The following is a 21,512-nucleotide window of genomic DNA, read 5'->3' as shown; positions in this document are numbered from 1 at the left end:
GAAACGAACAAGGCCCGGGGATCGCCCGGGCCTTTTCCTTATGGTGCAGGTTTCGGGGCCGGTGTCCCCAGCGCCCCGCCGGGCCGGGTGCCAAGCCCGCCACCGCCACCAAGGCCGCCCGCCGAGCCGGTCTTGGGCTTCAGATCCGGCACTTTCGGCGGCGGCGGGGCCTTGCCCGGAGCAACGCCACCGGTCTGCCGTGCATGACAGTCCCGCGCGAGGGTAAGGGCCTCGGTGATGCCGGTGACGTCATAGGCGTCGTCGATGCCGATCCCCAAGAGACGCAGCCACTGGCCTTGCGTCAGAAAGTCGATCGAGGCGTCGATCCCCTCCAGCGTCATGCCGGCAAAGGCTTCGTCCCAGGCTTCGGACACGCCCTTGGTGGGCAGGCCCACCTCCAGCATCAGCCAGCTGTCAAAGGTCTGTCCGGTCCGGAAGCGCACGTTCGGGTGCGACAAGAGCACCGACAGCGTGTCATTGGCGTAAAGCCCCATCCACAGGGTTTCGCCGTTGGTAAAGCCGACCGAGACATCGCAATGCGAAAAGCCGCCGCTGCTGTCGGTCTGCGCGGCCCCTTCCCAGAAGCCGGAGGAGAACTGGGTGCCGGGAATCTCCTCGGCCAAAGTGGGGGCAGCCGGTATCAGGAACAGGGCAGTGGCAAGGGCAAGCGCGCGCATGGGCAGATCCTGCATGGGTGTCGTTGCGCTAGACTTGCCGCGCACGGGCCCTTTGCGCAAGTCAGGCTTTCCGCAGTCCAGTGTCGGCCTTCGCTGATGGTCCGGGGCTGAGACACAGCTTGCGCCGGGGTCCGGTCTGCGCGACCATGGGTCAGCGTCATTAGGGAAGGGTCCGGGCCATGCTGGAAATCACCCCCGCCACGGTTGTCCATGTCATCTTCCTTGCCCGCGAGGCGGATGTCGGCGCCGGAGAGCTTCACGCCTTCATCGATGCCCTGAACGATGAGGAGAAAGCCCAGCTGACCGCCATCGCCTGGGTCGGCCGCGGCGCGTTCGAGCCCGAGGATTTCGACGAGGCTCTGTCCACCGCAACGCGTGAGGCGACGACTCCGACGGCCGATTACCTGATGGGGATGCCACATCTGGCCGAAAACCTTGAGGCGGGGCTGGATGCGCTTGGCATCGACGTGGCCGGCGAAGAGGAAGATTTTCTCTGACCCCCGCGCCGGGGGCTTGTGGCTGCCCGCCCCGGCTCACATATCTAGCGAAAATGGAATATGAGGTGTGTGATGGCCCTTGCCGAAGCCGTAAAGCTGACCTGTGCGACCTGTGGTCAGGGAAACCGGGTGCCCATGTCCCGTCTGGCCGAAGGCCCGAAATGCGGAGTTTGCGGGGCGGCGCTGGTGGATGGCCAGGTTGCCGAACTGGACGCCACGACGCATGACAAGGTCACGAAGGAGGCCGGGTTGCCGGTCCTGATCGACTACTGGGCGCCCTGGTGTGGCCCCTGCCGGATGATGGCCCCCGAATTTGCCAAGGCCGCCAAGGCATTGGCCCCATCGGTCAGGCTGATGAAGCTGAACACCGAAGACCACCCCCAGATCTCGGCCCGCGCCGGGATTCGCGGCATCCCGGCGCTGATCCTTTACAAGGGCGGACGCGAGGTGGCACGCCTTGCCGGCGCACGTCCGGCGGCCGACATCATCGCCTTCGCGCGGCAGCACAGCACGGGGTGACGCCCGTCGGTGGCTTGACAAGACCCGCCCGATGCGCGAAACCGCCGCTGGTCTTTGGACCCGAAACGTCGGGGCAGTAGCTCAGTTGGGAGAGCGCGTCGTTCGCAATGACGAGGTCAGGGGTTCGATCCCCCTCTGCTCCACCAAAGATTAACAGCCAAGATTGCGAACACAGACAGAGGCCCAGCTGGGGTCAGGTCTGTCCCCCCTAACCCGGGCCTTCCATGTCGCATCGCCCCGTCAACCGTCGCAAGGTTGACCAGCGGTCAAGGCCCTGCAAACCATCGCCGAAACCGCGCCTCTGACTAGTTGGCCCGCAGGTAACTGGCATTGACCCAGCCGGTGACCTCGACGCCACCGGTCGTCCTGATCTGGCACCAGCGCGTTTGTCCGGATTGCTCGCACCCAAGGTTCCGCACCTTGGAACCCTGTGCCAGCCGGGCAATGACCGTCCCTTGGGTCGATGCCCTTGATCGCACGTTCAGGGTATCGCCCGCGGCAAGCCCGGCGACGGTATAGAGACTGCCCCCACCACCCCCGCCGACCGGGGGCTGGATCGCGATCGGACCCCGCGATTCTTTCAGGTAGCGGCCCGAAACCCAGCCTGTCACATCCATGCCCGTCAGCGACCGCACGCGACACCAGCGCACCGCACCGGTCATCTTGCAGCCAAGGTTCCGGACAATCTCGTTGTTCCTCAGCGTGGCAAGCACTGTGGACCCTGACCGCGGTTCAAGCCGGACGCCCAGCCGTTCGTTTGATGCAAGGCCCTTCACTTCCCAATAGTCGGGTCCGCCCGCAAGATCATCTTCGGTCGGTCTTTCGGCTCCCTCGACAAGGTACTTGGCCGATACATAGCCCGACACCCTGCCGTCCATCGTTTCGACCTGGCACCATTCGGCACTGCCTCCACCGACACACAATCCCTTTCGCACCCGTGTCCCGTAACCAAGGGTGTCCGCGACGGGGAAGATGACAGAAGGGCCGATGCGCACGTTGATCCGGGAATTCGAGGCGATCCCGCCAATTGTCACGACCCCGGGGCCGGTCACCGGTTCGGCGCGTTCGGACACCTGGGAATGTCCTGCGGATGCGGTAAGCCAAAGCACGACCAGAAAGGCCGAGATACTTAGAAGGACGCCCTCACGAAGATACCCCAGACCTGTGCGGTACATGCCAAGCCCCCAATTCAAAAAGCCCCGAATCGAACAGAAACCTCAGATCACGAAAGTCTAGCATCCAAGCCCAAGACCGCGAAAAGGATTGCGCCGCTGGTCCCGCACGCGACCAAAGCGCATGGGCAAGGCCGCTGTCTGCCCGTGGCATGGCGCCCCACCCGAAGCAGCCGTAAGGTTATCCAGCGTCGACCACGCGCACTTCGGTGCCCCAGGCTTCGCATTTGCGCATCAGGTCGGGGGGCAGGGGCAGGTCGGTGAACAGGGTCGCAATCTCGGACAGGGATGCCAGCCGTGCCGGGGCGGATCGGTCCAGCTTGGTATGGTCGGCCACCAGATAGACCTTGCGCGACTGCTGGACGATGGCTTTGGACACCCGCACTTCGGCAAGGTCAAAGTCCAGAAGGTCGCCGTCGCGGTCCAGCGCGGACACACCGATCACCGCGTAATCGACCTTGAACTGCTCAAAGAACTGGGTGGTCAACTCGCCCACCAGCCCGCCGTCGGTGCGGCGCAGCGCGCCACCGGCCACCACGATTTCGCACCCGGGGTTGGCCACCAGGATGTTGGCCACGTTCATGTTGTTGGTGATGACCGTGATGTTGCGATGCCCCAAAAGCTCATGCGCCACCGCTTCGGTCGTGGTGCCAAGGTTCAGGATCAGGCTGCAATTGTCCGGGATTGACGCCGCACAGGCCCGGGCGATGGCGGCCTTGGCGCCTTCGTTCATCCGCCGCCGCGCCTCATAGCCGATGTTGGTGACACCGGTGCGCAGCATGGCCCCGCCATGCACCCGGTCCAGATGGCCCGCATCGGCAAGGTCTGACAGGTCGCGCCGGATGGTCTGCAGCGTCACGTCAAAGCGCTGGGCAAGGTCTTCGACCATCACGCGGCCTTCGGCACGGGCCAGTTCCAGGATTTCGGTCTGCCGGAAATTGAGCGCCACCAGACATCCTTCCCTACGCTTTGCCGGTTGACCGTCTTTTGCCACGCGAAGCCACGCCTGTCAGCGGCTTTTCTTGCACGCGGCGTTTTTCGTTTATTTGCGCTTGCAGCATCTTGACGCTGCAGTTGCGGCAATTCTCAGGCCTGGTTGCGCGCAGATGTTCGTTTTTCAAAAAAGCGCGCCAAAACGAAAGAAAGCCGTTGACGGACCTGTGACAATCGGCAGAGTTGTGCCCGGGGGAGGAACCCAAGTGACAGACGTACAGGCTGAGGTCGTCAGCGACCTTTTCATCATCGGCGGTGGGATCAATGGCTGCGGCATCGCCCGTGACGCCACCGGTCGTGGTCTGTCGGTCACGCTGGCCGAACAGGGCGACCTTGCGCAGGGCACCTCCTCGGCCTCGACCAAGCTGTTTCATGGCGGCCTGCGCTATCTTGAGTATTTCGAGTTCCGCCTTGTGCGTGAGGCGCTGGAGGAACGTGAAACCCTCCTCGTCGCCATGCCACATATCAGCTGGCCGATGCGCTTTGTGCTGCCCCTGTCGCCCGACATGCGGTTCGAGACGACGACCCCCACCTCACGCCTGCTGCGCTGGGTGATGCCCTGGGCCAAGGGTCGGCGGCCGGACTGGCTGATCCGGCTGGGGCTGTTCATGTATGACACGATGGGTGGCCGCAAGATCCTGCCCGCGACCCGCAGCCTTGACCTGACGCGCGACCCGGCGGGCAAGCCGCTGAAGCCCGGCTTCCGCAAAGCCTTTGAATATTCCGACTGCTGGGTCGAAGATTCGCGCCTTGTCGTCCTGAACGCCCGTGACGCCGCTGCACGGGGCGCGCGCATCATGACGCGGACCCGGGTCGTCACTGCCGAACGTCAAGGGAACCTGTGGCAGATCACCACCGAAGGCCCGCATGGCCGCGAACAGCACCGCGCCCGCGCGCTGGTCAATGCCGGTGGACCATGGGTTGAGGATGTGATCCGCAACGTGGCCCGCATCAACTCCTCCGAAGGGGTGCGGCTGGTGCGCGGCAGCCATATCGTGACGAAAAAGCTTTTCGACCACGACCGCTGCTATTTCTTCCAGGGGTCCGACGGGCGCATCATCTTCGCCATTCCCTACGAACAGGACTTCACCCTGATCGGCACCACCGACAAGGACCACACCGGCGCCCCGAAAGAGGCCGTCTGTACCGATGAGGAACGCGATTACCTGCTCGCCTTCGCCAGCCAGTATTTCGCCAAGCCGGTCACGAAAGACGATGTGGTCTGGACGTATTCCGGCGTCCGCCCCCTTTACAACGACGGTGCCAAGTCCGCCACGGCAGCGACGCGGGACTATGTCCTTAGCCTTGATACCACGGGCGCGCCGCTGCTGAATGTCTTCGGTGGAAAGATCACCACCTACCGCCGTCTGGCGGAATCCGCGCTGGCCAAGCTGGCCCCGTATTTCCCGCAGGCCAAACCGGCCTGGACGGCCCGTGTCACCTTGCCCGGCGGTGATTTCCCGCATGATGGCGTGGCCGCCCTGACCAAGAAACTGGCCGCTGAATACCCGTTCCTGTCGCCCTATTGGGCCGGCCGACTGATCCGCGCCTATGGGACCGAGGCGTTCACCGTCCTTGGCAAAGCCGGGTCGGCCGAGGCGCTGGGTCAGGATTTCGGCGCCACCCTGACCGAGGCCGAGGTGCGTTGGCTCATGTCGCGCGAATATGCCGCGACCGCAGCCGATGTGGTCTGGCGCCGGTCAAAGCTTGGCCTGCGGCTGACGGCAGATCAGATCACGCGGCTTGACCGCTTCATGGCGGATGCCGCGTCCCGGGCGATCAGCCCGGCGGCGGAATAGGGGGCGGGGATGACGCTGGAACTGCAAGGGGTCTCACGGTCGGTCGCAGGGCGGGTGCATATCCATGCTCTTGATCTGACACTGGAAAACGGCACGATGAACGTGCTTCTGGGCCCCACCCTTTCGGGCAAGACCAGCCTGATGCGCCTGATGGCGGGGCTTGACCAACCCACCACCGGGCGCATCCACTGGCAGGGCAAGGACGTGACCGGCCAGCGCGTGCAGGACCGCAAGGTCGCCATGGTCTATCAGCAGTTCATCAACTACCCGGCGATGAGCGTGTATGAAAACATCGCCAGCCCGCTGCGCCTGATGGGCAAATCGACGGCCGAAATTGACCGCGCCGTGCGCGAAACCGCAGACATGCTGCGCCTGACGCCCATGCTGCAAAGGAAACCGTTGGAGCTTTCGGGCGGCCAGCAACAGCGCTGCGCGCTGGCCCGGGCGCTGGTCAAAGGCGCGGGGCTGGTGCTTCTGGACGAACCGCTCGCCAACCTTGACTACAAGCTGCGCGAAGAGTTGCGGATTGAAATCCCCCGGATATTCGAGGCGTCGGGCGCGATTTTCGTCTATGCCACCACCGAACCCGAAGAGGCGCTCTTGCTGGGCGGCAATACCGCAACCCTGTGGGAAGGTCGCGTCACGCAATTCGGCCCCACGCCGCAGGTCTACCGCCTGCCGGCCGATGCGCAGACCGCCCGGGTGTTCAGCGACCCGCCGATGAACTTTGTGCCGTGCCGCAAGGATGGCCAGCGCCTGACCTTTGCCGATGTGGCCCATGCGCCTGCCGCGGCCAGCCTGTCGGACTTGCCGAACGCCAGCTATCTGGCGGGCTTCCGCGCCAATCACATCACGCTGAATCGCCATTCCGGCGACTCGGTGGAATTCCGCTGCAAGGTCGCCGCCACCGAAATCACCGGGTCGGAAACCTTTGTCCACCTTGACCATGGGTCGGACCGCTGGGTCGGGCTTGTCCACGGCGTCCATCCGCTTGATGCGGGCGCGCCGGTGTCGATCTACCTTGATCCGACGCATGTCTATCTGTTTGACAGTGCGGGCCGCCTTGCCGCCCCCGCCCCTTATGCAATGGCGGCCTGAATGTCCCGGATCACGCTTTCCAACCTTGCCCACAGCTACCTGCCCAACCCCAAGGGCGAAGCCGACTTTGCGCTCAAGGAAATGGACCATGTCTGGGAAGACGGCGGCGCCTATGCGCTGCTGGGTGCCTCGGGCTGCGGCAAGACCACGCTGCTGAACATCATCTCTGGCCTTGTCCGCCCGTCGCAGGGCCGCGTCCTGTTCGGTGATCGCGACGTGACCGATGCCGAAACGACGGAAAGGAACATCGCGCAGGTGTTCCAGTTCCCGGTCGTCTACGACACGATGACCGTGCGCCAGAACCTTGCCTTTCCGCTGCGGAACCGGGGCATGGACGCGGGCTACATCGCCCGCCGTGTTGACCAGATCGCCGCGATGATCGGGATGGAGGCCATCCTTGACCGCAAGGCGCGCGGCCTGACCGCCGATGCCAAGCAGAAGATCAGCCTTGGCCGCGGCATGGTGCGTGAAGACGTGAACGCCATCCTGTTCGACGAACCCCTCACGGTGATCGACCCCCACATGAAGTGGGAGTTGCGGACCCAGCTGAAATCGCTGCACCGCGAGTTTGGGCATACGATGATCTACGTCACCCATGACCAGACCGAGGCGCTGACCTTTGCCGACAAGGTCGTGGTCATGCATGACGGCCGCGTCGTCCAGATGGGCACGCCGGAAGAGCTGTTCGAGACGCCAGCGCATACATTCGTGGGGTACTTCATCGGCTCGCCGGGGATGAACCTTCTTGATGCGCAAGTCACCGGGTCCGAGGCACACCTGCAAGGTGTCTCGGTGCCGCTGGGTGCGGCCTATGGGCCAACAACGGGCCGCACCCAGATCGGCATCCGGCCGGAATATGTGACGCTGTCAGATGAAGGTCTGCCGGTGACCGTGAAGCGGGTCGAAGACGTGGGCCGCCACCGGATCGTGCGGGCCGAACTGCAGGGCCAGCCCCTGAACGCAATCCTGCCCGAAGGTGTCACCGTTCCCGCAGACGGCGCGCGCGTGACCTTCGCGGCGGGCAAGATCAACGTCTACGCAGACGACTGGCGCGTCGCGCCAATGGGGGGCTGAGATGGACAAGACCCAGAACAACAAGGCCTGGTTCCTTGTCCTGCCCGTGCTGCTGCTGGTGGCCTTCTCCGCCGTCCTGCCGCTGATGACGGTGGTGAACTACGCCTTCAACGACACCTTCGGGAACAACCAGTTCTTCTGGGCCGGACTGGAGTGGTTCGAGGATACCGTCAACTCTGACCGCTTGCAGAACGCGCTGGGGCGGCAGCTTCTGTTCTCCGCGATCATCCTGACGATTCAGGTGCCGCTTGGCATCTTCATCGCGCTGAACATGCCCAAGGGCGGGTTCTGGGCCTCTTTCTGCCTGATCCTGATGGCGCTGCCGCTGCTCATCCCCTTCAACGTCGTCGGCACGATCTGGCAGATCTTCGGCCGCGTCGACATCGGCCTTCTGGGCCACACCCTCGCCGCGCTGGGCATCGACTACAACTACACCAACGACCCGCTTGACGCTTGGATCACCGTCGTGGTGATGGACGTCTGGCACTGGACGTCGCTGGTCGCCCTTCTCTGCTACGCCGGCCTCCAGTCCATCCCCCAGGCCTACTACCAGGCCGCCAAGATCGACCAGGCCACCCGGTGGAGCGTGTTCCGCTACATCGAACTGCCCAAGATGAAGGGCGTCCTCCTCATCGCCGTCCTGCTGCGCTTCATGGACAGCTTCATGATCTACACCGAACCCTTCGTCGTCACCGGCGGCGGCCCCGGCAACTCCACCACGTTCCTCTCCATCGACCTTGCCAAGATGGCCACCGGCCAGTTCGACCTTGGCCCCGCCGCCGCCTTCTCGCTCATGTACTTCTGCGTCATCCTCTTGATCTCATGGGTCTTCTACACCGTGATGACCAACCTTGACCGTGAGGAGAACCGCTGATGCCGCGCTTTCGCACCTCGGCCGTCGTGATGACGATCTACCTTCTGTTCCTCCTCATCCCGATCTACTGGCTCGTGAACATGAGCCTGAAGACCAATACCGAGATCACCTCGACCTTCACCCTCTGGCCGCAGAACCTGACCTTTCAGAACTACGTCACCATCCTGACCGACCCGGCCTGGTACATGGGCTATGTCAACTCGATGATCTACGTCACGATGAACGTGGTCATCTCGCTGGCCGTCGCCCTGCCCGCCGCCTACGCCTTCAGCCGCTACAACTTCATGGGCGACAAGCACCTGTTCTTCTGGCTGCTCACGAACCGCATGGCCCCGCCCGCCGTCTTCGCGCTGCCGTTCTTCCAGCTCTATTCGGCGATGAACCTGATCGACACGCATATCGCCGTGGCGCTGGCGCATTGCCTGTTCAACGTCCCCCTCGCGGTCTGGATCCTGGAAGGTTTCATGCGCGGGGTCCCGAAGGAAATCGACGAAACCGCCTATATCGACGGCTACTCCTTCCCGAAGTTCTTCGTGAAGATCTTCATGCCGCTCATCGCCTCCGGCATCGGCGTCGCCGCCTTCTTCTGCTTCATGTTCTCCTGGGTGGAACTGCTGCTGTCCCGCACCCTCACCACCACCGACGCCAAACCCATCGCCGCGACGATGACCCGCACAGTCAGCGCCTCTGGCATGGACTGGGGCGTTCTGGCCGCCGCCGGGGTGCTGACCATCGTGCCCGGCGCGCTCGTGATCTACTTCGTCCGCAACTACATCGCCAAGGGCTTTGCCCTGGGAAGGGTGTGATGACCGCCACCAACTGGACCAAGATCTACCTGATCCTCGCTGCCATCATGGGCGCGATTCTGGCGCTGCTCCTCTGGGCCGTCCCGGTGACCGAGGATGGCGTGCGCGACTGGACCGGGTCCTTGATCCCCGGCTTCTGGATGGCCTGGACCTTCCCGGTCGCCCTGTTCTTCTGGATCATCGCCAGCCTCCTCATCATCATGACCCTGCTGGCGATCCGCTTCCCGGAAACCCCCCGCGTCGGGATCTTGCGCATCGAAACCACGCGCGGCGACCGGCTGTTCATTTCGCTTCTGGGCTCGGCCTTCATCCACCTTGGCTGGCTCTTCTTTGCGGGTCCCGACCTTCTTTGGGGCGCGCTGGTCCTATCCCTTTTCTATGCCACGGCGGTGTTCCGCTGGGTGTGAAAGGGCACGACAAGACCCCCGGGCGGGATAGGAGACTCGCCCGGGGCAAAACATCTAAACGTCTCAATATCTGGGAGGATGCACATGAGACTTCGTTCAACTGCAACAGCCATGGCGCTTGCGCTGATGGCGACAGGCGTCCCCGCCTGGGCTGACATCGAGGCGGCAAAAGCCTTCCTTGATGCCGAAATCGGCGAACTTTCCACCCTGGACCGCGCCGCCCAAGAGGCGGAAATGCAGTGGTTCATCGACGCCGCCGCACCCTACGCGGGCATGGAAATCAAGGTTGTGTCGGAAACCATCGGCACGCATGAATACGAAGCCAAGGTTCTCGCCCCGGCGTTCGAGGCGATCACCGGCATCAAGATCACCCATGACCTGATCGGCGAAGGTGACGTTGTCGAAAAGCTGCAGACGCAGATGCAGACCGGCGAAAACATCTATGACGCCTATATCAACGACTCTGACCTGATCGGCACCCACTGGCGCTATCAGCAGGCCCGCAACCTGACCGACTGGATGGCAGGCGACGGCGCTGCGGTGACGAACCCTGGGCTGGATCTGGCTGACTTCATCGGCCTGTCCTTCACCACCGGTCCGGATGGGAAACTCTACCAGCTTCCCGACCAGCAGTTCGCGAACCTGTACTGGTTCCGTTACGACTGGTTCAACGATCAGAAGACCAAGGACGACTTCAAGGCCAAGTATGGCTATGACCTTGGCGTTCCGGTCAACTGGTCGGCCTATGAGGACATTGCCGAGTTCTTCACCGGCCGTGACATGTCCTATGCAGGCGGCCCGGCCACCGGCGTCTATGGCAACATGGACTACGGCAAGAAGGACCCCTCGCTTGGCTGGCGCTACACCGACGCGTGGATGTCGATGGCCGGTATGGGCGACGTGGGCGAACCGAACGGCCTGCCGGTTGACGAATGGGGCGTCCGGGTTGACGAAAACTCCCGTCCCGTCGGCTCCTGCGTGACGCGCGGTGGCTCCACCAATGACGCGGCGGCGGTCTATGCCGTGACCAAGGCGATCGAGTGGCTGCAGAAGTACTCGCCGCCGGAAGCCCAAGGCATGACCTTCGGTGAAGCTGGCCCGGTTCCTGCACAGGGCGCGATTGCCCAGCAGATGTTCTGGTACACCGCCTTCACCGCGGCATCCGTCGTCGAAGGCACCCCCGTGATGAACGAGGACGGCACGCCCAAGTGGCGCATGGCCCCCTCGCCGCACGGTGTCTACTGGCAGGAAGGCCAGAAGATCGGCTATCAGGACGCCGGTTCCTGGACGCTGATGGAAAGCACCCCTGTCGACCGCGCGCAGGCCGCATGGCTTTACGCGCAGTTCGTGACCTCCAAGACCGTGGACGTGAAGAAGGCCCATGTCGGCCTGACCTTCATCCGCGAATCGACGATCCAGCATGAGTCGTTCACCGAGCGGGCCCCGAAGCTGGGCGGCCTGATCGAATTCTACCGCTCGCCCGCCCGTCTGCAGTGGTCGCCCACCGGCACCAACATCCCGGACTATCCGAAGATGGCGCAGCTGTGGTGGCAGAACATCGGCGACGCCATGTCGGGTGACAAGACCCCGCAGGAAGCGCTCGATGCCCTCTGCGAAGAGCAGGAGAAAGTGCTGGAGCGGATCGAACGTTCCGGCGTGCAGGGCGACATCGGCCCGAAGCTGAACGAAGTGGTCGATGCGCAATACTGGCTGGACCAGCCGGGCGCTCCGGTCGCCAAGCTTGAGAACGAAAAGCCGATGGGTGAAACCGTCAGCTATGACGAACTGATCAAGTCCTGGCAGAACTGATACTGACGGGGGGCGGGGTCGCCTCGCCCCCCTTCATTTTCTGTCTTCAAATATCCCCGCCGGAGGCTCCTGCCATATCCGGCAAGCGCGTCCGGCGGGGGCCTTTCACCGGGGCAGAGCAGGGCCAAAGATGAACCGTTCCTTACCAGGCGCCCGTAACCCGTTGATATCGCTTTAGCGCAGAACCCGTCCCTGCCCGGGACACCCCCAAGCAGGCCAGACGTCCATGACCCATATTCTTGCCATCGACCAGGGCACCACCTCCTCCCGCGCGATCCTGTTTGATGCGGCCCTCCGCCCCATCGCCCAGGCCCAGGAAGAGTTTCCCCAGTCCTACCCCCGCCCCGGCTGGGTCGAGCACAACCCCGCCGACCTCTGGTCCACCGTCGCCGCCACGGCGCGGGCCGCGATCGAGAAGGCCGGAGTCAACGCCACCTCCATCGCCGCGATCGGCATCACCAACCAGCGCGAGACGACCCTGATCTGGGACCGCAAGACCGGCCACCCCATCCACCCCGCCATCGTCTGGCAGGATCGGCGGACGGCAAACACTTGCACCGCCTTGAAGGATCAGGGCCACGAGGCGATGATCACCGCCCGCACCGGCCTGCTCCTCGACCCCTACTTCTCGGGCACCAAGATCAAGTGGCTCCTCGACCACGTCGACGGCGCGCGGGCGAAGGCGGAACGGGGTGACCTCGCCTTCGGCACCGTCGACACCTGGCTGATCTGGAACCTGACCGGCGGCAAGGTCCACGCCACCGACGCGACCAACGCCTCACGCACCCTGATCTACAACATCGCGAAGGGCGCGTGGGATGAGGACATCTGCAGCCTCCTCGGCATCCCGCTGTCCCTCCTCCCCGAGGTGAAGGACTGCGCCGCGCCCTTCGGCGTGACCCGGCCCGACCTGTTTGGGCGTGAGATCCCGATCCTTGGTGTCGCCGGTGACCAGCAGGCCGCGACCGTCGGCCAGGCCTGCTTCAGCGCGGGCATGATGAAATCGACCTACGGGACCGGCTGCTTTGCCCTTCTCAACACCGGGACCGACATGGTCCCGTCGAAGAACCGCCTGCTGACCACCATCGCCTATCAACTGAAAGGTCAGCCGACCTATGCCCTTGAGGGGTCGATCTTCATTGCCGGCGCGGTCGTCCAGTGGCTGCGCGACGGCCTCAAGATCATCCGCGAGGCGAAGGAGACCCAGCCCCTCGCCGAGGCGGCGGAGGAGGCGCAGGGGGTGATCCTTGTTCCCGCCTTCACCGGCCTTGGCGCGCCCTATTGGCGGCCTGACAGTCGGGGCGCGGTGTTCGGGTTGACCCGGAACTCTGGCCCCGCTGAGCTTGCCCGGGCGGCGCTGGAAAGCGTCGGCTACCAGACCCGCGACCTTCTGGAGGCGATGCGGGCCGACTGGGGGACCGAGGCGCAAGGCGTGTTGCGGGTGGATGGCGGAATGACCGCCAGCGACTGGACCATGCAGTTCCTGTCCGACATCCTTGGCGCGCCGGTGGATCGGCCCAAGGTGACCGAGACGACGGCGCTTGGCGCGGCCTATCTGGCGGCGATGCAGGCCGACGTGATTGGCGGGCCGGAGGAGTTTGCCAAGTCCTGGGCGCTGGATCGCCGCTTTACGCCGCAGATGGACGACCCGACCCGTGACGCCAAATACGCCCGCTGGGGCAAGGCCATCGCCGCGACGATGTCTGTATGATCGCCTTTGGCATCACCGCCCCCGGGCGCATCCTGTTTGGACGGGGGGAGGCGGCGAAGGCCCCGGCATTGATCCGCAGCTATGGGGCGCGGGGGGTCGTGGTGCACGGTGCAAACGCCGGGCGGGCTGCCTGGTTGACCGGGGCTTTGGGGCCGGACGTACTGACCCTTGCTTGTGGGGGAGAGCCGACTCTGGCCGACCTTGTGGCTGCATTGGCCATCGCCCGTGACCATCGCCCCGACTGGGTGGTGGCACTTGGCGGTGGGGCGGCCATTGACCTTGGCAAGGCACTGGCCGGGCTGATCCCGGCGTCGGGTGACCCTGTGCAGCATCTGGAGGTGGTGGGGCAGGGCTTGCAGCTTACCGCCGACCCGATCCCCTTCATCGCGATGCCGACCACTGCGGGAACCGGGGCCGAGGTCACGAAGAACGCGGTGATCGGGTTGCCGGATCTTGGCCGGAAGGTCAGCCTGCGCGACGACCGCATGGTGGCGAGGCTGGCGATTGTCGACCCCGCGCTGACGGATGGCTGTCCTTGGTCCGTGACGCTTGCCTCGGGTCTTGATGCGGTGACACAGGTGATTGAGCCCTATGTGTCGATCAAGGCAACGCCCTACACTGATGCGCTGGCGCTGCCCGCCATCGGCCCGGGACTGGCGGCGTTGATGCGGTTGCAAGCGGGCGAGGACCCGGATGCCCGCGACAGGCTGGCATGGACAAGCCTGTGCGGTGGCCTCGCGCTGGCCAATGCGGGGCTGGGTGCGGTGCATGGCTTTGCCGGGGTGATCGGCGGCATGACCGGGGCCGCGCATGGTGCGATCTGCGGCGCGCTGCTGGGCCCGGTGCTGACAGCGAACCGGGCGGCAGCCAGCGGTGAGCCACGCCGGAAGCTGGACGTGGTTTGCGGGATCCTGGCCGAGGTGCTGGGCTGCACAGCGGCGGATGCACCGCGCGCCTTGCAGAGCTGGGCGCAGGGCGCAGGTTTGCCCGGCCTGGCCGGGTTGGGCGTGACCCCGGCGCTGCACGAAGAGATCGTTGCCGCAGCGCAGGGGGCGTCTTCGATGAAGGGGAACCCGATGAGCCTGAGCCCCAAGGATCTGGCCAGCATCCTGGAAGCGGCCTGACGGCAACTCGGGGACAACGACCCCCAAGGTGCCCTGACAATTGACCGGGATCAAAGCGGACAGCGCCGAAACCTGCAAGAATTGGAATATTAAGTTCCGAGCTTGGAGGTGGCTTCGATGCGCTTGACGATGATCCTGTTTTCCATGATCGGCACCGCCCTTGCCGGGTCTGCCGTCATTGCCGTCCTGACGATGGGCTATGGCACCCTGTGGCCGATCATTGGTGCTGCGGCGGCCGGGGCGGTGCTGGCTTTGCCGGTCAGCTGGTACGTCGCACGGGAAATTGGCTAAGCCTCAAGGAACACGCGCACCGTTTCCTCGAACTCGCGCGGTTTTTCGGCGTGCAGCCAGTGGCCTGCGTCGGGAATCTTTGCAAAGCGGGCCTTCGGGAACAGGGCGCGGATCTGATCGCGATGTTCGGGCCGGACATAGCTGCTGTTGGCGCCGGTCAGGAACAGGGTGGGGTTGTCAAAGCGGCCTTCGGTGCCGGGCCAGCCGACGATCTTTGGCATTTCTTGCCCGAGGACCGAAAGGTTCAACTTCCAGTGCGGGGGCTTAGTGCGGAAATCCAGCGACTGCAGGAAGAACGCGCGCAGGGCTGGGTCTTCGACCGTGGCTGACAGGGCGGCATCTGCGTCAGCCCGTGTGCTGATTTGCGAAAGGTCGAGGGCGGACATGGCCTGAACGTGGCGGCTCTGGTCGTGGGTATAGGCCACGGGCGCGATGTCGGCCACGATCAGGCGGCGGAGCAGTTGCGGCTGGGTCAGGGCCAGTTGCATCGCAGCCTTGCCACCCATCGAATGGCCCAGAAGGTCGACTGGGCCGCCCAGTGTCGTGATCACCTCGGCCAGATCGGCGGCCATGTCCGGGTAGCTGTGCGACGGGCTGCGCGGGCTGTCCCCGTGGTTGCGCATGTCGACGGCCACGACATTGCGCCGGTCGGCCAGACGGCGGGCAATGACCCCCCAGTTCCGGCCCGAACCATAAAGGCCATGGGCGATGACAAGAGGCGGGGCCGTCGCCGCGTCAGGGGCGGGGTGAAGGATCTGGGCAAGCATGGCCCTTATTAGCCTTCACGCAGGCGTCAGGCCAGAGCAGTTGAACGCCCCGGCAATACCCCGTAGGGTCGCGAACGGATTTTGGAGGGTTTTGGGATGAGCGCGGTTGCGATCCAGCAAATGGCGGATCGGGTGGCAGGGCTTTTGGAAGAGCGGCTGAACCTCGGCGGGCGCGACCTTGGGACCAAGCTGCGCCGGAGTGGGCGGCTCTTGCCGAAGAAGGTGCGCGAGGCGGCGCAGCTTCTGGCGGTGGCGGCGGAAAAGTCGAAGAACCCGAAGCTCTTGGGCCAGATCGACATGGGCGAAGTGGCGGATGCCTATGACGCCTGCGTGCGGCATCTGACCGCGATCGATCCGGCAGGGCGGCGGCGCGATACGGTTGCAGGAATGATCGGGTCGGTCGGGTTCGGGATTCTGGCGCTGATCCTGGGGATCATCGCGTTGCTGGCGTGGCGGGGCTATCTCTGAGGTCAACCGCGCTGCGCGACAGAGCGCGGCGGGTGACCAGCGTGACTGTGACGAAGGCCACATACAGCAGCAGGTACCATGACCCAAGCTTGCCAAGGCTGACGATCTGGCCCGGCAGTTGGCCGGAGTAGACCCAGGTGCCCGTGGCAGTGCCGACGTTTTCCGCGATCCACAGCGCAAGGGCGGCAAGGAACGCCGCAACGGGCAGGGGCAGCCACCAGTGACGGTCGTGGATGCGGCGGTGGTCGGGGCTTGTTCACCACGCGGGGCCAATCAACGTGTGCGCGTTGACCAAGAGTGGTGAGGCTTGGCTTCCTGGTGCAGAGTGTGTCTGGGCCAATCAGATCAAGCGCAGGGCTTTCATGACGCAGGTTGCCGACGAAGAAGAAAAAGAGCTCCAGCGCGATGTGCAAAGGTTGTTGGGTCGGTGCATGTTGCGCCTGCAGCAGTATGAACGCTTGATCAAGGCGATGATTGCGGACCATCAGTTCGCGGGCCGGCTGCAGAACCTTGAAGCAATTCGAGCGGCCCGCGCAGATCGAACGTCGCGCAAAACCCTTGGCGCGCTGATTGGCGAGTTTACCGATTCCCTTCTCGACGCAGGCAATCGCAAAGGCGATGACGAGTTGCAAGATGACGGGCCCGGCGATGACGCCACCGTCAGATTTCGAATGGGCATCAGCATGTCAGAGGAAGACTTTGCCAGAACCGAAGTCGGGTTGGGGGAGTTGGTGAAATTGCGGAACGATCTGGTCCACCACTTTATCGACATGCACGATCTATGGAGCGTTGAAGGCTGCCGACGTGCGCAATCAGCACTGACTGCCAACTATGACCGGATTGATCAGTGCTACAGCCACCTTCTTGACTGGGCGAAAGACATGGAACGCGTGAGGCTGCAATTTGCCGAGTACACGCAGACGGATGAGTTCCGCTATCTCCTGCTCAAGCCTTTAGCGGGGGAAGGCACGGGATAGGGCGCGTCGCACCCGCTCTGGCAGCGTTGATCACCCGAATACGGTGGGAGGGATAGGCACAAAGCGCCAAACTCAGCCCGTTTCGCGCCTGCCCGACGGGGGCGGGGCCCGTTGTGGCGCTGGGCTATGGCAGAGGAGGGTGCGTTGTGGCGCACCCTACGCTGATCAAAGCTCCGGATAGATCGGGAACCGCAGGCACAGAGCTTCGACCTCGGCCTTCACTTTGGCTTCGACGTCGCCGTTGCCGTCTTCACCGTTGGCGGCGAGGCCTTCGGTGACCTCGATGATCCAGCGGCCGATCTGGCGGAACTCGGCCTCGCCGAAGCCGCGTGTCGTTCCGGCGGGGGTGCCAAGGCGGACGCCGGAGGTGATCGTCGGCTTTTCGGTGTCGAAGGGGATGCCGTTCTTGTTGCAGGTGATGTGCGCGCGGCCGAGGGCTTTTTCGGTCGCGTTGCCCTTCACGCCCTTGGGGCGGAGGTCGACCAGCATCAGGTGCGTGTCGGTGCCGCCGGTGACGATGTCGAGGCCGCCCTTCATCAACTCATCCGCAAGGGCCTGGGCGTTCTTGATGACCTGGGCCTGATAGGATTTGAAGCCGGGGCGCAGCGCCTCGCCAAACGCAACTGCCTTGGCGGCGATGACGTGCATCAGGGGGCCGCCCTGGATGCCCGGGAAGATCGCGGAGTTGACCTTTTTGGCGATGGCTTCGTCATTGGTCAGGATCATCCCGCCACGGGGGCCGCGCAGGGTTTTGTGGGTGGTGGTGGTGGCGACATGGGCATGCGGGAAGGGGCTGGGGTAAAGGCCAGCGGCCACAAGGCCAGCGAAGTGCGCCATGTCGACGAGAAGGTAGGCGCCGACCGAATCCGCAATCTGACGCATCCGGGCGAAGTCGATGATGCGGGGGATGGCAGAGCCGCCGGCGATGATCATCTTCGGCTGGTGTTCGGTGGCGAGGGCCTGAACCTGATCGTAGTCCAGCGTCAGGTCCTGTTTGCGCACGCCGTACTGGACGGCGTGGAACCACTTGCCGGACTGGTTCGGCGCCGCGCCATGGGTCAGGTGGCCACCGGCATCCAGCGACATGCCAAGGATGGTGTCGCCGGGCTTGATCAGCGCCTGAAACACGCCCTGGTTGGCCTGTGACCCGGAATTCGGCTGGACGTTGGCGAAGCTGCAGCCAAACAGCTGGCAGGCGCGGTCGATGGCGAGGTTTTCGGCCACGTCTACGAACTGGCAGCCGCCATAGTAGCGCTTGCCGGGGTAGCCCTCGGCGTATTTGTTGGTCATCACGGACCCCTGCGCCTCCATCACGGCGCGGGAGACAATGTTCTCGGAGGCGATCAGCTCGATCTCATGGCGCTGGCGGCCGAGTTCGGCGGTGATGGACCCGAACAGTTCAGGGTCACGAGAGGCAAGGCTTTCGGTGAAAAAACCGGTATCACGGTGCGGGGCGTTCATGATGGACCTCTCGGCGATGGATTTGACGGCTATTTAGAGCACGCGGTGCCAGTCGAAAAGGCAAGAAAGCGACAGGTTCGGTGTTTGGGGCGAAATAATCTTACCCAAGGGAAGACGGGCGACCCCGCCCGAAACCGGATGGGGGGCTTGAGTTCACCCGCCTGCGCAGCCAAGACTGGCGGGGGCTAGCAACGGGCGGGGGAAATCAGGCGTGCGGATCAGGTTCACGGCCAGCAAGGCCCCTGCGGCAGTTGCAGCGCATCAGGCGCTGACGGCGGCCTACGGGCAGGCGGACGCGCGCAATGCCGAAGTGATCGTCGCGCTGGGCGGCGACGGTTTCATGCTGCAGACGCTGCATGCGGCGCAGGGGCGGGGTTTGCCAGTCTATGGCATGAACTGCGGCACCATCGGGTTCCTGATGAACGCCTATGCCGAGGGTGACCTGCCCGCGCGGCTGCAGGCGGCGGAAGAGACGGTAATCAACCCCTTGGCGATGCGGGCGACGAACACCAAGGGCAAGGTGACTGAGGCGCTGGCGATCAACGAGGTGTCCTTGCTGCGCCAAGGGTCGCAGGCGGCGAAGTTGCGGGTGTTCATCGATGGGCGGCTGCGGCTAAGCGAGCTTGCCTGCGATGGGGCGCTTGTGGCGACGCCTGCGGGGTCGACGGCTTACAACTATTCGGCGCATGGGCCGATTTTGCCGATCGGGTCGGATGTGCTGGCGCTTACGGCGATGTCGGCGTTTCGGCCAAGGCGGTGGCGGGGGGCGCTTTTGCCAAGCTCGGCCGTGGTGCGGTTCGAGGTGCTGGAAAGCGAGAAACGCCCGGTGATGGCGGATGCCGACAGCCGGTCATCGGTGCGCGATGTGGTCAGCGTCGAAGTGCGGTCGGAGCCGTCGGTGACACACCGTCTGCTGTTCGACCCCGGCCATGGTCTGGAAGAACGGCTGATCGGTGAGCAGTTCACCTGACAGGCGCGTGTCAGTCGCCGTCTTTGCGCCAGCTTTCCATCTTGCGGTACAAAGTCGAGGGTGAGACGTCCAGAACGCGCGCCGCCCTGGGGACAGACCCGCCGTGCTGGGCAAGCGTGGCTTCGATCAGTCGGCGTTCGGCTTCCGCCAGCGTCATTCCGACAAGGCCATCCAGCGGCAAGGGGTCGGCCGCCGGGGCCGGGCTGGGCGCGGCGATGGCCGGGGTGCTGCCTTCTTCCGAAAGACCGGGGGGAAGCATTTCAAGCGTGACCCAGCCACCGGGGTTGAGCACGACCACATTGCGGATGACGTTCAGCAACTGGCGCACATTCCCCGGCCAGGGCAAGCGCGACAGCAAGTCCTGAACGGCCGGGTCGAAGCCAAGAAACAGGCGGCCCTCCTCATCCGCAAAGCGGCGCAGGGCGGCTTCGGCAATCTCGATCACGTCGCCGTTGCGGTCGCGCAGCGGGGGCATGTGGATCGGGACGACGAACAGGCGATAGTACAGGTCTTCGCGGAAGTGGCCGCGGCGGACGGCGTCCAGAGGGTCGCGGTTGGTGGCGCAGACAATGCGGACGTTCACCTTCTTCGGCCGTGTCGCACCCACGGGCTGGACGGTGGAGGTTTGCAAGAAGCGCAGCAGTTTGGTCTGCAGCGCCGGGGCCATTTCGCAGATTTCGTCCAGGAACAGCGTGCCGCCATCCGCCGCCGCCGCAGCCCCGGGCTTGTCTGAAATCGCCCCGGTGAAGCTGCCCTTCATGTGGCCAAAGACCTCGGACTCCAGCAGGTCTTGCGGGATCGCGCCGCAGTTCAGCGCGATGAAGGGGCCGTTGGCGCGGGCAGAGTTGGCGTGAACCGCAAGGGCGCAGAGTTCCTTGCCGGTGCCGCTTTCGCCGGTGATGAAGACCGTGGCCATCGACCGGGCGACAGACGCGATGGTGGAGTGGATACGCTCCATCGCCGGGGAGGACCCGATGAAGCCAGACGTGTCCGTCAGCGTCAGGCGTTCGGGCGGGGGCACCACGGGGGCGTTGTCCTTTGGCCGCTGCGCGCGCTCGGCCAAGGCGTTCTGCACGGCGCTGAGAAACCGGTTGTCGTCGAAAGGCTTGACGAGAAAATCATGCGCACCGGCGCGCATCGCCTCAACCGCGCGGTTGACGGACCCGTTGGCCGTGATGGCGATGATGCTGGTTTCCGGCTGCAGGGCCAGAAGGTCCTGCATCAGGGCCAGACCGTCGCGGTCGGGCAGGACCAGATCAAGCAGCACAACCGCGGGATTCAGGGACTGAAACTGGGTCAGCCCCTCGGCCGCGGTACCAGCGACAGAGACGCGGAAGCCAGCCGATGACAGGACGGACCGATACACCAGTTGCAGCGACAGGGTGTCTTCGATCAAAAGGATTGGGGGTCGGACTGCGGAAGCGGCTTTCATTCAACCCTCGCATCGGGTGCCGGCGTTGCGCGGACCAGCGCGATCAGGGCATCAAGTTCGGCCACAAGCCCCGGGGTCAATTGGCGGGTTCCCGTCGCGTCCTGGCCATGCGCCGCGGTGTTCAGCGTTTCCGCCATGGCTTGCAGCGACAGCGCCCCGACCGACCCGGCAAGCGAGATCAGGATATGGCTGCTTTCGCGCAGCGCGTCCCAGTTCAGATCCTCGGCCCCGGTCAGGGCCAGGGTGCGGCAGCGGTCCAGGTCATCTGCCAGTTGGAGCAGCAAGGTGCCGGCCAAGGCGGGGCCGGTCAGGTCGATCAGACGCTGGAACCGTGTCGGGTCAAAATTGTGGAGACCGGGGGAGGATGGAGATCCCGGGCTGGCAAGGCGCGCCACTTCCGTCCTGAGGCGGGACAGCGTGGCCAGGTCGTCGGCGCTGTGCAAATGCGGGGCCAATGCCGACACGGCACGGAAAAGGTCGTCCAAGGCCGCCTTTCGGGGGTCTACGGTCATCTGATCTGCCTTGGCGATTTCAGCTGCAATGAACAGCGCACTGTTTGCATAATGCAAAGATTGCCGTAGTCACA

Annotated in this window: 23 protein-coding genes and 1 tRNA gene; 16 read left to right on the top strand and 8 right to left on the bottom strand. The window is 64.4% G+C overall.

Features of this window, described 5'->3' with window-relative positions; genetic code table 11:
- Positions 1-38: 38 nt before the first annotated feature.
- Entirely contained in the window at positions 39-677 is a 639-nt protein-coding gene (locus EI545_RS07275) for a hypothetical protein (protein ID WP_125324856.1), read from the bottom strand.
- Between the two features lie 179 nt (positions 678-856).
- Here EI545_RS07275 and EI545_RS07270 point away from each other — a divergent pair, with 179 nt between their 5' ends.
- The 3 genes from EI545_RS07270 (at position 857) to EI545_RS07260 (ending at position 1,839) form a co-directional block, all read left to right on the top strand.
- Positions 857-1,174, top strand: a complete 318-nt coding sequence (locus EI545_RS07270; RefSeq protein WP_125324855.1) for a DUF3775 domain-containing protein — start codon at positions 857-859, stop codon at positions 1,172-1,174.
- A 72-nt stretch (positions 1,175-1,246) separates the two neighbouring features.
- The gene (trxC, locus tag EI545_RS07265) at positions 1,247-1,693 is read left to right on the top strand and encodes a thioredoxin TrxC (RefSeq protein WP_125324854.1); all 447 of its coding nucleotides are present in this window, start codon (positions 1,247-1,249) and stop codon (positions 1,691-1,693) included.
- Positions 1,694-1,763: 70 nt separating this feature from the next.
- A tRNA-Ala gene (locus EI545_RS07260) sits at positions 1,764-1,839 on the top strand.
- Between the two features lie 159 nt (positions 1,840-1,998).
- On the opposite strand, the gene EI545_RS07255 is transcribed toward EI545_RS07260, so the two are convergent.
- Together EI545_RS07255 and EI545_RS07250 are read right to left on the bottom strand one after the other, a co-directional pair.
- On the bottom strand, positions 1,999-2,868 hold the full coding sequence (locus tag EI545_RS07255) for an SH3 domain-containing protein (RefSeq protein ID WP_125324853.1): 870 nt from the start codon (positions 2,866-2,868) through the stop codon (positions 1,999-2,001).
- 178 nt (positions 2,869-3,046) lie between these two features.
- Positions 3,047-3,814: a DeoR/GlpR family DNA-binding transcription regulator gene (locus EI545_RS07250; protein WP_125324852.1), complete on the bottom strand. Its 768-nt coding sequence runs from the start codon at positions 3,812-3,814 to the stop codon at positions 3,047-3,049.
- Positions 3,815-4,064: 250 nt separating this feature from the next.
- On the opposite strand from EI545_RS07250, the gene glpD reads away from it, so the two are divergent.
- The 10 genes from glpD (at position 4,065) to EI545_RS07200 (ending at position 14,851) form a co-directional block, all read left to right on the top strand.
- On the top strand, positions 4,065-5,657 hold the full coding sequence (gene glpD / locus EI545_RS07245) for a glycerol-3-phosphate dehydrogenase (RefSeq protein ID WP_245990324.1): 1,593 nt from the start codon (positions 4,065-4,067) through the stop codon (positions 5,655-5,657).
- A gap of 9 nt (positions 5,658-5,666) precedes the next feature.
- Positions 5,667-6,755, top strand: coding sequence for an ABC transporter ATP-binding protein (locus tag EI545_RS07240; protein ID WP_125324850.1), 1,089 nt, complete (start codon positions 5,667-5,669; stop codon positions 6,753-6,755).
- Positions 6,756-7,829, top strand: coding sequence for an ABC transporter ATP-binding protein (locus tag EI545_RS07235; RefSeq protein ID WP_125324849.1), 1,074 nt, complete (start codon positions 6,756-6,758; stop codon positions 7,827-7,829).
- Between the two features lies 1 nt (position 7,830).
- Entirely contained in the window at positions 7,831-8,703 is an 873-nt protein-coding gene (locus EI545_RS07230; protein WP_125324848.1) for a carbohydrate ABC transporter permease, read from the top strand.
- Complete coding sequence (locus EI545_RS07225; RefSeq protein WP_125324847.1) at positions 8,703-9,509, top strand: carbohydrate ABC transporter permease; 807 nt, start codon at positions 8,703-8,705, stop codon at positions 9,507-9,509. Before EI545_RS07230 ends, EI545_RS07225 begins: the two co-directional genes overlap by 1 nt.
- Complete coding sequence (locus EI545_RS07220; RefSeq protein ID WP_125324846.1) at positions 9,509-9,916, top strand: DUF2160 domain-containing protein; 408 nt, start codon at positions 9,509-9,511, stop codon at positions 9,914-9,916. The genes EI545_RS07225 and EI545_RS07220 overlap by 1 nt, the downstream gene beginning before the upstream one ends.
- Before the next feature lie 84 nt (positions 9,917-10,000).
- Positions 10,001-11,725, top strand: coding sequence for an ABC transporter substrate-binding protein (locus EI545_RS07215; RefSeq protein ID WP_125324845.1), 1,725 nt, complete (start codon positions 10,001-10,003; stop codon positions 11,723-11,725).
- Between the two features lie 226 nt (positions 11,726-11,951).
- On the top strand, positions 11,952-13,436 hold the full coding sequence (gene glpK, locus EI545_RS07210) for a glycerol kinase GlpK (RefSeq protein ID WP_125324844.1): 1,485 nt from the start codon (positions 11,952-11,954) through the stop codon (positions 13,434-13,436).
- Positions 13,433-14,560, top strand: coding sequence for an iron-containing alcohol dehydrogenase (locus EI545_RS07205; protein WP_125324843.1), 1,128 nt, complete (start codon positions 13,433-13,435; stop codon positions 14,558-14,560). Before glpK ends, EI545_RS07205 begins: the two co-directional genes overlap by 4 nt.
- A 117-nt stretch (positions 14,561-14,677) precedes the next feature.
- Positions 14,678-14,851 carry a CTP synthetase gene (locus EI545_RS07200; protein ID WP_125324842.1) on the top strand — a complete coding sequence of 58 codons (174 nt, stop codon included), beginning with the start codon at positions 14,678-14,680 and terminating at the stop codon, positions 14,849-14,851.
- On the opposite strand, the gene EI545_RS07195 is transcribed toward EI545_RS07200, so the two are convergent.
- Positions 14,848-15,618, bottom strand: coding sequence for an alpha/beta fold hydrolase (locus tag EI545_RS07195; protein WP_125324841.1), 771 nt, complete (start codon positions 15,616-15,618; stop codon positions 14,848-14,850). The genes EI545_RS07200 and EI545_RS07195 overlap by 4 nt on opposite strands.
- A gap of 96 nt (positions 15,619-15,714) precedes the next feature.
- Between EI545_RS07195 and EI545_RS07190 the strand changes: the two genes are divergently transcribed.
- Positions 15,715-16,086, top strand: coding sequence for a hypothetical protein (locus EI545_RS07190; RefSeq protein WP_125324840.1), 372 nt, complete (start codon positions 15,715-15,717; stop codon positions 16,084-16,086).
- Here EI545_RS07190 and EI545_RS07185 read toward each other — a convergent pair.
- Positions 16,052-16,294 (bottom strand): DUF817 family protein, encoded by a 243-nt coding sequence (locus EI545_RS07185; protein WP_342776567.1) that lies wholly within the window; start codon positions 16,292-16,294, stop codon positions 16,052-16,054. The genes EI545_RS07190 and EI545_RS07185 overlap by 35 nt on opposite strands.
- A 154-nt stretch (positions 16,295-16,448) precedes the next feature.
- On the opposite strand from EI545_RS07185, the gene EI545_RS07180 reads away from it, so the two are divergent.
- Positions 16,449-17,063, top strand: a complete 615-nt coding sequence (locus EI545_RS07180; protein ID WP_125324839.1) for a hypothetical protein — start codon at positions 16,449-16,451, stop codon at positions 17,061-17,063.
- A gap of 165 nt (positions 17,064-17,228) precedes the next feature.
- Here EI545_RS07180 and glyA read toward each other — a convergent pair whose 3' ends face one another.
- A complete protein-coding gene (gene glyA, locus EI545_RS07175; protein WP_125324838.1) occupies positions 17,229-18,524 on the bottom strand; it encodes a serine hydroxymethyltransferase in 1,296 nt (431 codons plus the stop codon).
- Positions 18,525-18,735: 211 nt separating this feature from the next.
- Here glyA and EI545_RS07170 point away from each other — a divergent pair, with 211 nt between their 5' ends.
- Entirely contained in the window at positions 18,736-19,494 is a 759-nt protein-coding gene (locus tag EI545_RS07170) for an NAD kinase (RefSeq protein ID WP_125324837.1), read from the top strand.
- 10 nt (positions 19,495-19,504) lie between these two features.
- Here the strand turns inward: EI545_RS07170 and EI545_RS07165 are convergent, their stop codons facing one another.
- Positions 19,505-20,926 (bottom strand): sigma-54-dependent transcriptional regulator, encoded by a 1,422-nt coding sequence (locus EI545_RS07165; RefSeq protein WP_125324836.1) that lies wholly within the window; start codon positions 20,924-20,926, stop codon positions 19,505-19,507.
- Positions 20,923-21,438: an Hpt domain-containing protein gene (locus tag EI545_RS07160; RefSeq protein WP_125324835.1), complete on the bottom strand. Its 516-nt coding sequence runs from the start codon at positions 21,436-21,438 to the stop codon at positions 20,923-20,925. The genes EI545_RS07165 and EI545_RS07160 overlap by 4 nt, the downstream gene beginning before the upstream one ends.
- Positions 21,439-21,512 lie beyond the last annotated feature (74 nt).

The sequence above is a fragment of the Tabrizicola piscis genome (assembly GCF_003940805.1).
In the GTDB taxonomy this organism is placed as follows: Bacteria; Pseudomonadota; Alphaproteobacteria; order Rhodobacterales; family Rhodobacteraceae; genus Tabrizicola; species Tabrizicola piscis.
Note: the sequence above shows the minus strand (reverse complement) of the source record. Positions and strands in the feature narration are given on the sequence as shown.

What these genes read in the sequence shown, in the direction of transcription:
- EI545_RS07165 (WP_125324836.1), bottom strand. Translation starts at nt 20,926, where the DNA reads ATGAAAGCCGCTTCCGCAGTCCGACCCCCAATCCTTTTGATCGAAGAC.
- EI545_RS07235 (WP_125324849.1), top strand. Translation starts at nt 6,756, where the DNA reads ATGTCCCGGATCACGCTTTCCAACCTTGCCCACAGCTACCTGCCCAAC.
- glyA (WP_125324838.1), bottom strand. Translation starts at nt 18,524, where the DNA reads ATGAACGCCCCGCACCGTGATACCGGTTTTTTCACCGAAAGCCTTGCC.
- EI545_RS07200 (WP_125324842.1), top strand. Translation starts at nt 14,678, where the DNA reads ATGCGCTTGACGATGATCCTGTTTTCCATGATCGGCACCGCCCTTGCC.
- EI545_RS07190 (WP_125324840.1), top strand. Translation starts at nt 15,715, where the DNA reads ATGAGCGCGGTTGCGATCCAGCAAATGGCGGATCGGGTGGCAGGGCTT.
- trxC (WP_125324854.1), top strand. Translation starts at nt 1,247, where the DNA reads ATGGCCCTTGCCGAAGCCGTAAAGCTGACCTGTGCGACCTGTGGTCAG.
- EI545_RS07255 (WP_125324853.1), bottom strand. Translation starts at nt 2,868, where the DNA reads ATGTACCGCACAGGTCTGGGGTATCTTCGTGAGGGCGTCCTTCTAAGT.
- EI545_RS07215 (WP_125324845.1), top strand. Translation starts at nt 10,001, where the DNA reads ATGAGACTTCGTTCAACTGCAACAGCCATGGCGCTTGCGCTGATGGCG.
- EI545_RS07275 (WP_125324856.1), bottom strand. Translation starts at nt 677, where the DNA reads ATGCGCGCGCTTGCCCTTGCCACTGCCCTGTTCCTGATACCGGCTGCC.
- EI545_RS07195 (WP_125324841.1), bottom strand. Translation starts at nt 15,618, where the DNA reads ATGCTTGCCCAGATCCTTCACCCCGCCCCTGACGCGGCGACGGCCCCG.
- glpK (WP_125324844.1), top strand. Translation starts at nt 11,952, where the DNA reads ATGACCCATATTCTTGCCATCGACCAGGGCACCACCTCCTCCCGCGCG.
- EI545_RS07230 (WP_125324848.1), top strand. Translation starts at nt 7,831, where the DNA reads ATGGACAAGACCCAGAACAACAAGGCCTGGTTCCTTGTCCTGCCCGTG.
- EI545_RS07220 (WP_125324846.1), top strand. Translation starts at nt 9,509, where the DNA reads ATGACCGCCACCAACTGGACCAAGATCTACCTGATCCTCGCTGCCATC.
- EI545_RS07205 (WP_125324843.1), top strand. Translation starts at nt 13,433, where the DNA reads ATGATCGCCTTTGGCATCACCGCCCCCGGGCGCATCCTGTTTGGACGG.
- EI545_RS07225 (WP_125324847.1), top strand. Translation starts at nt 8,703, where the DNA reads ATGCCGCGCTTTCGCACCTCGGCCGTCGTGATGACGATCTACCTTCTG.
- EI545_RS07270 (WP_125324855.1), top strand. Translation starts at nt 857, where the DNA reads ATGCTGGAAATCACCCCCGCCACGGTTGTCCATGTCATCTTCCTTGCC.
- EI545_RS07240 (WP_125324850.1), top strand. Translation starts at nt 5,667, where the DNA reads ATGACGCTGGAACTGCAAGGGGTCTCACGGTCGGTCGCAGGGCGGGTG.
- EI545_RS07160 (WP_125324835.1), bottom strand. Translation starts at nt 21,438, where the DNA reads ATGACCGTAGACCCCCGAAAGGCGGCCTTGGACGACCTTTTCCGTGCC.
- EI545_RS07180 (WP_125324839.1), top strand. Translation starts at nt 16,449, where the DNA reads ATGACGCAGGTTGCCGACGAAGAAGAAAAAGAGCTCCAGCGCGATGTG.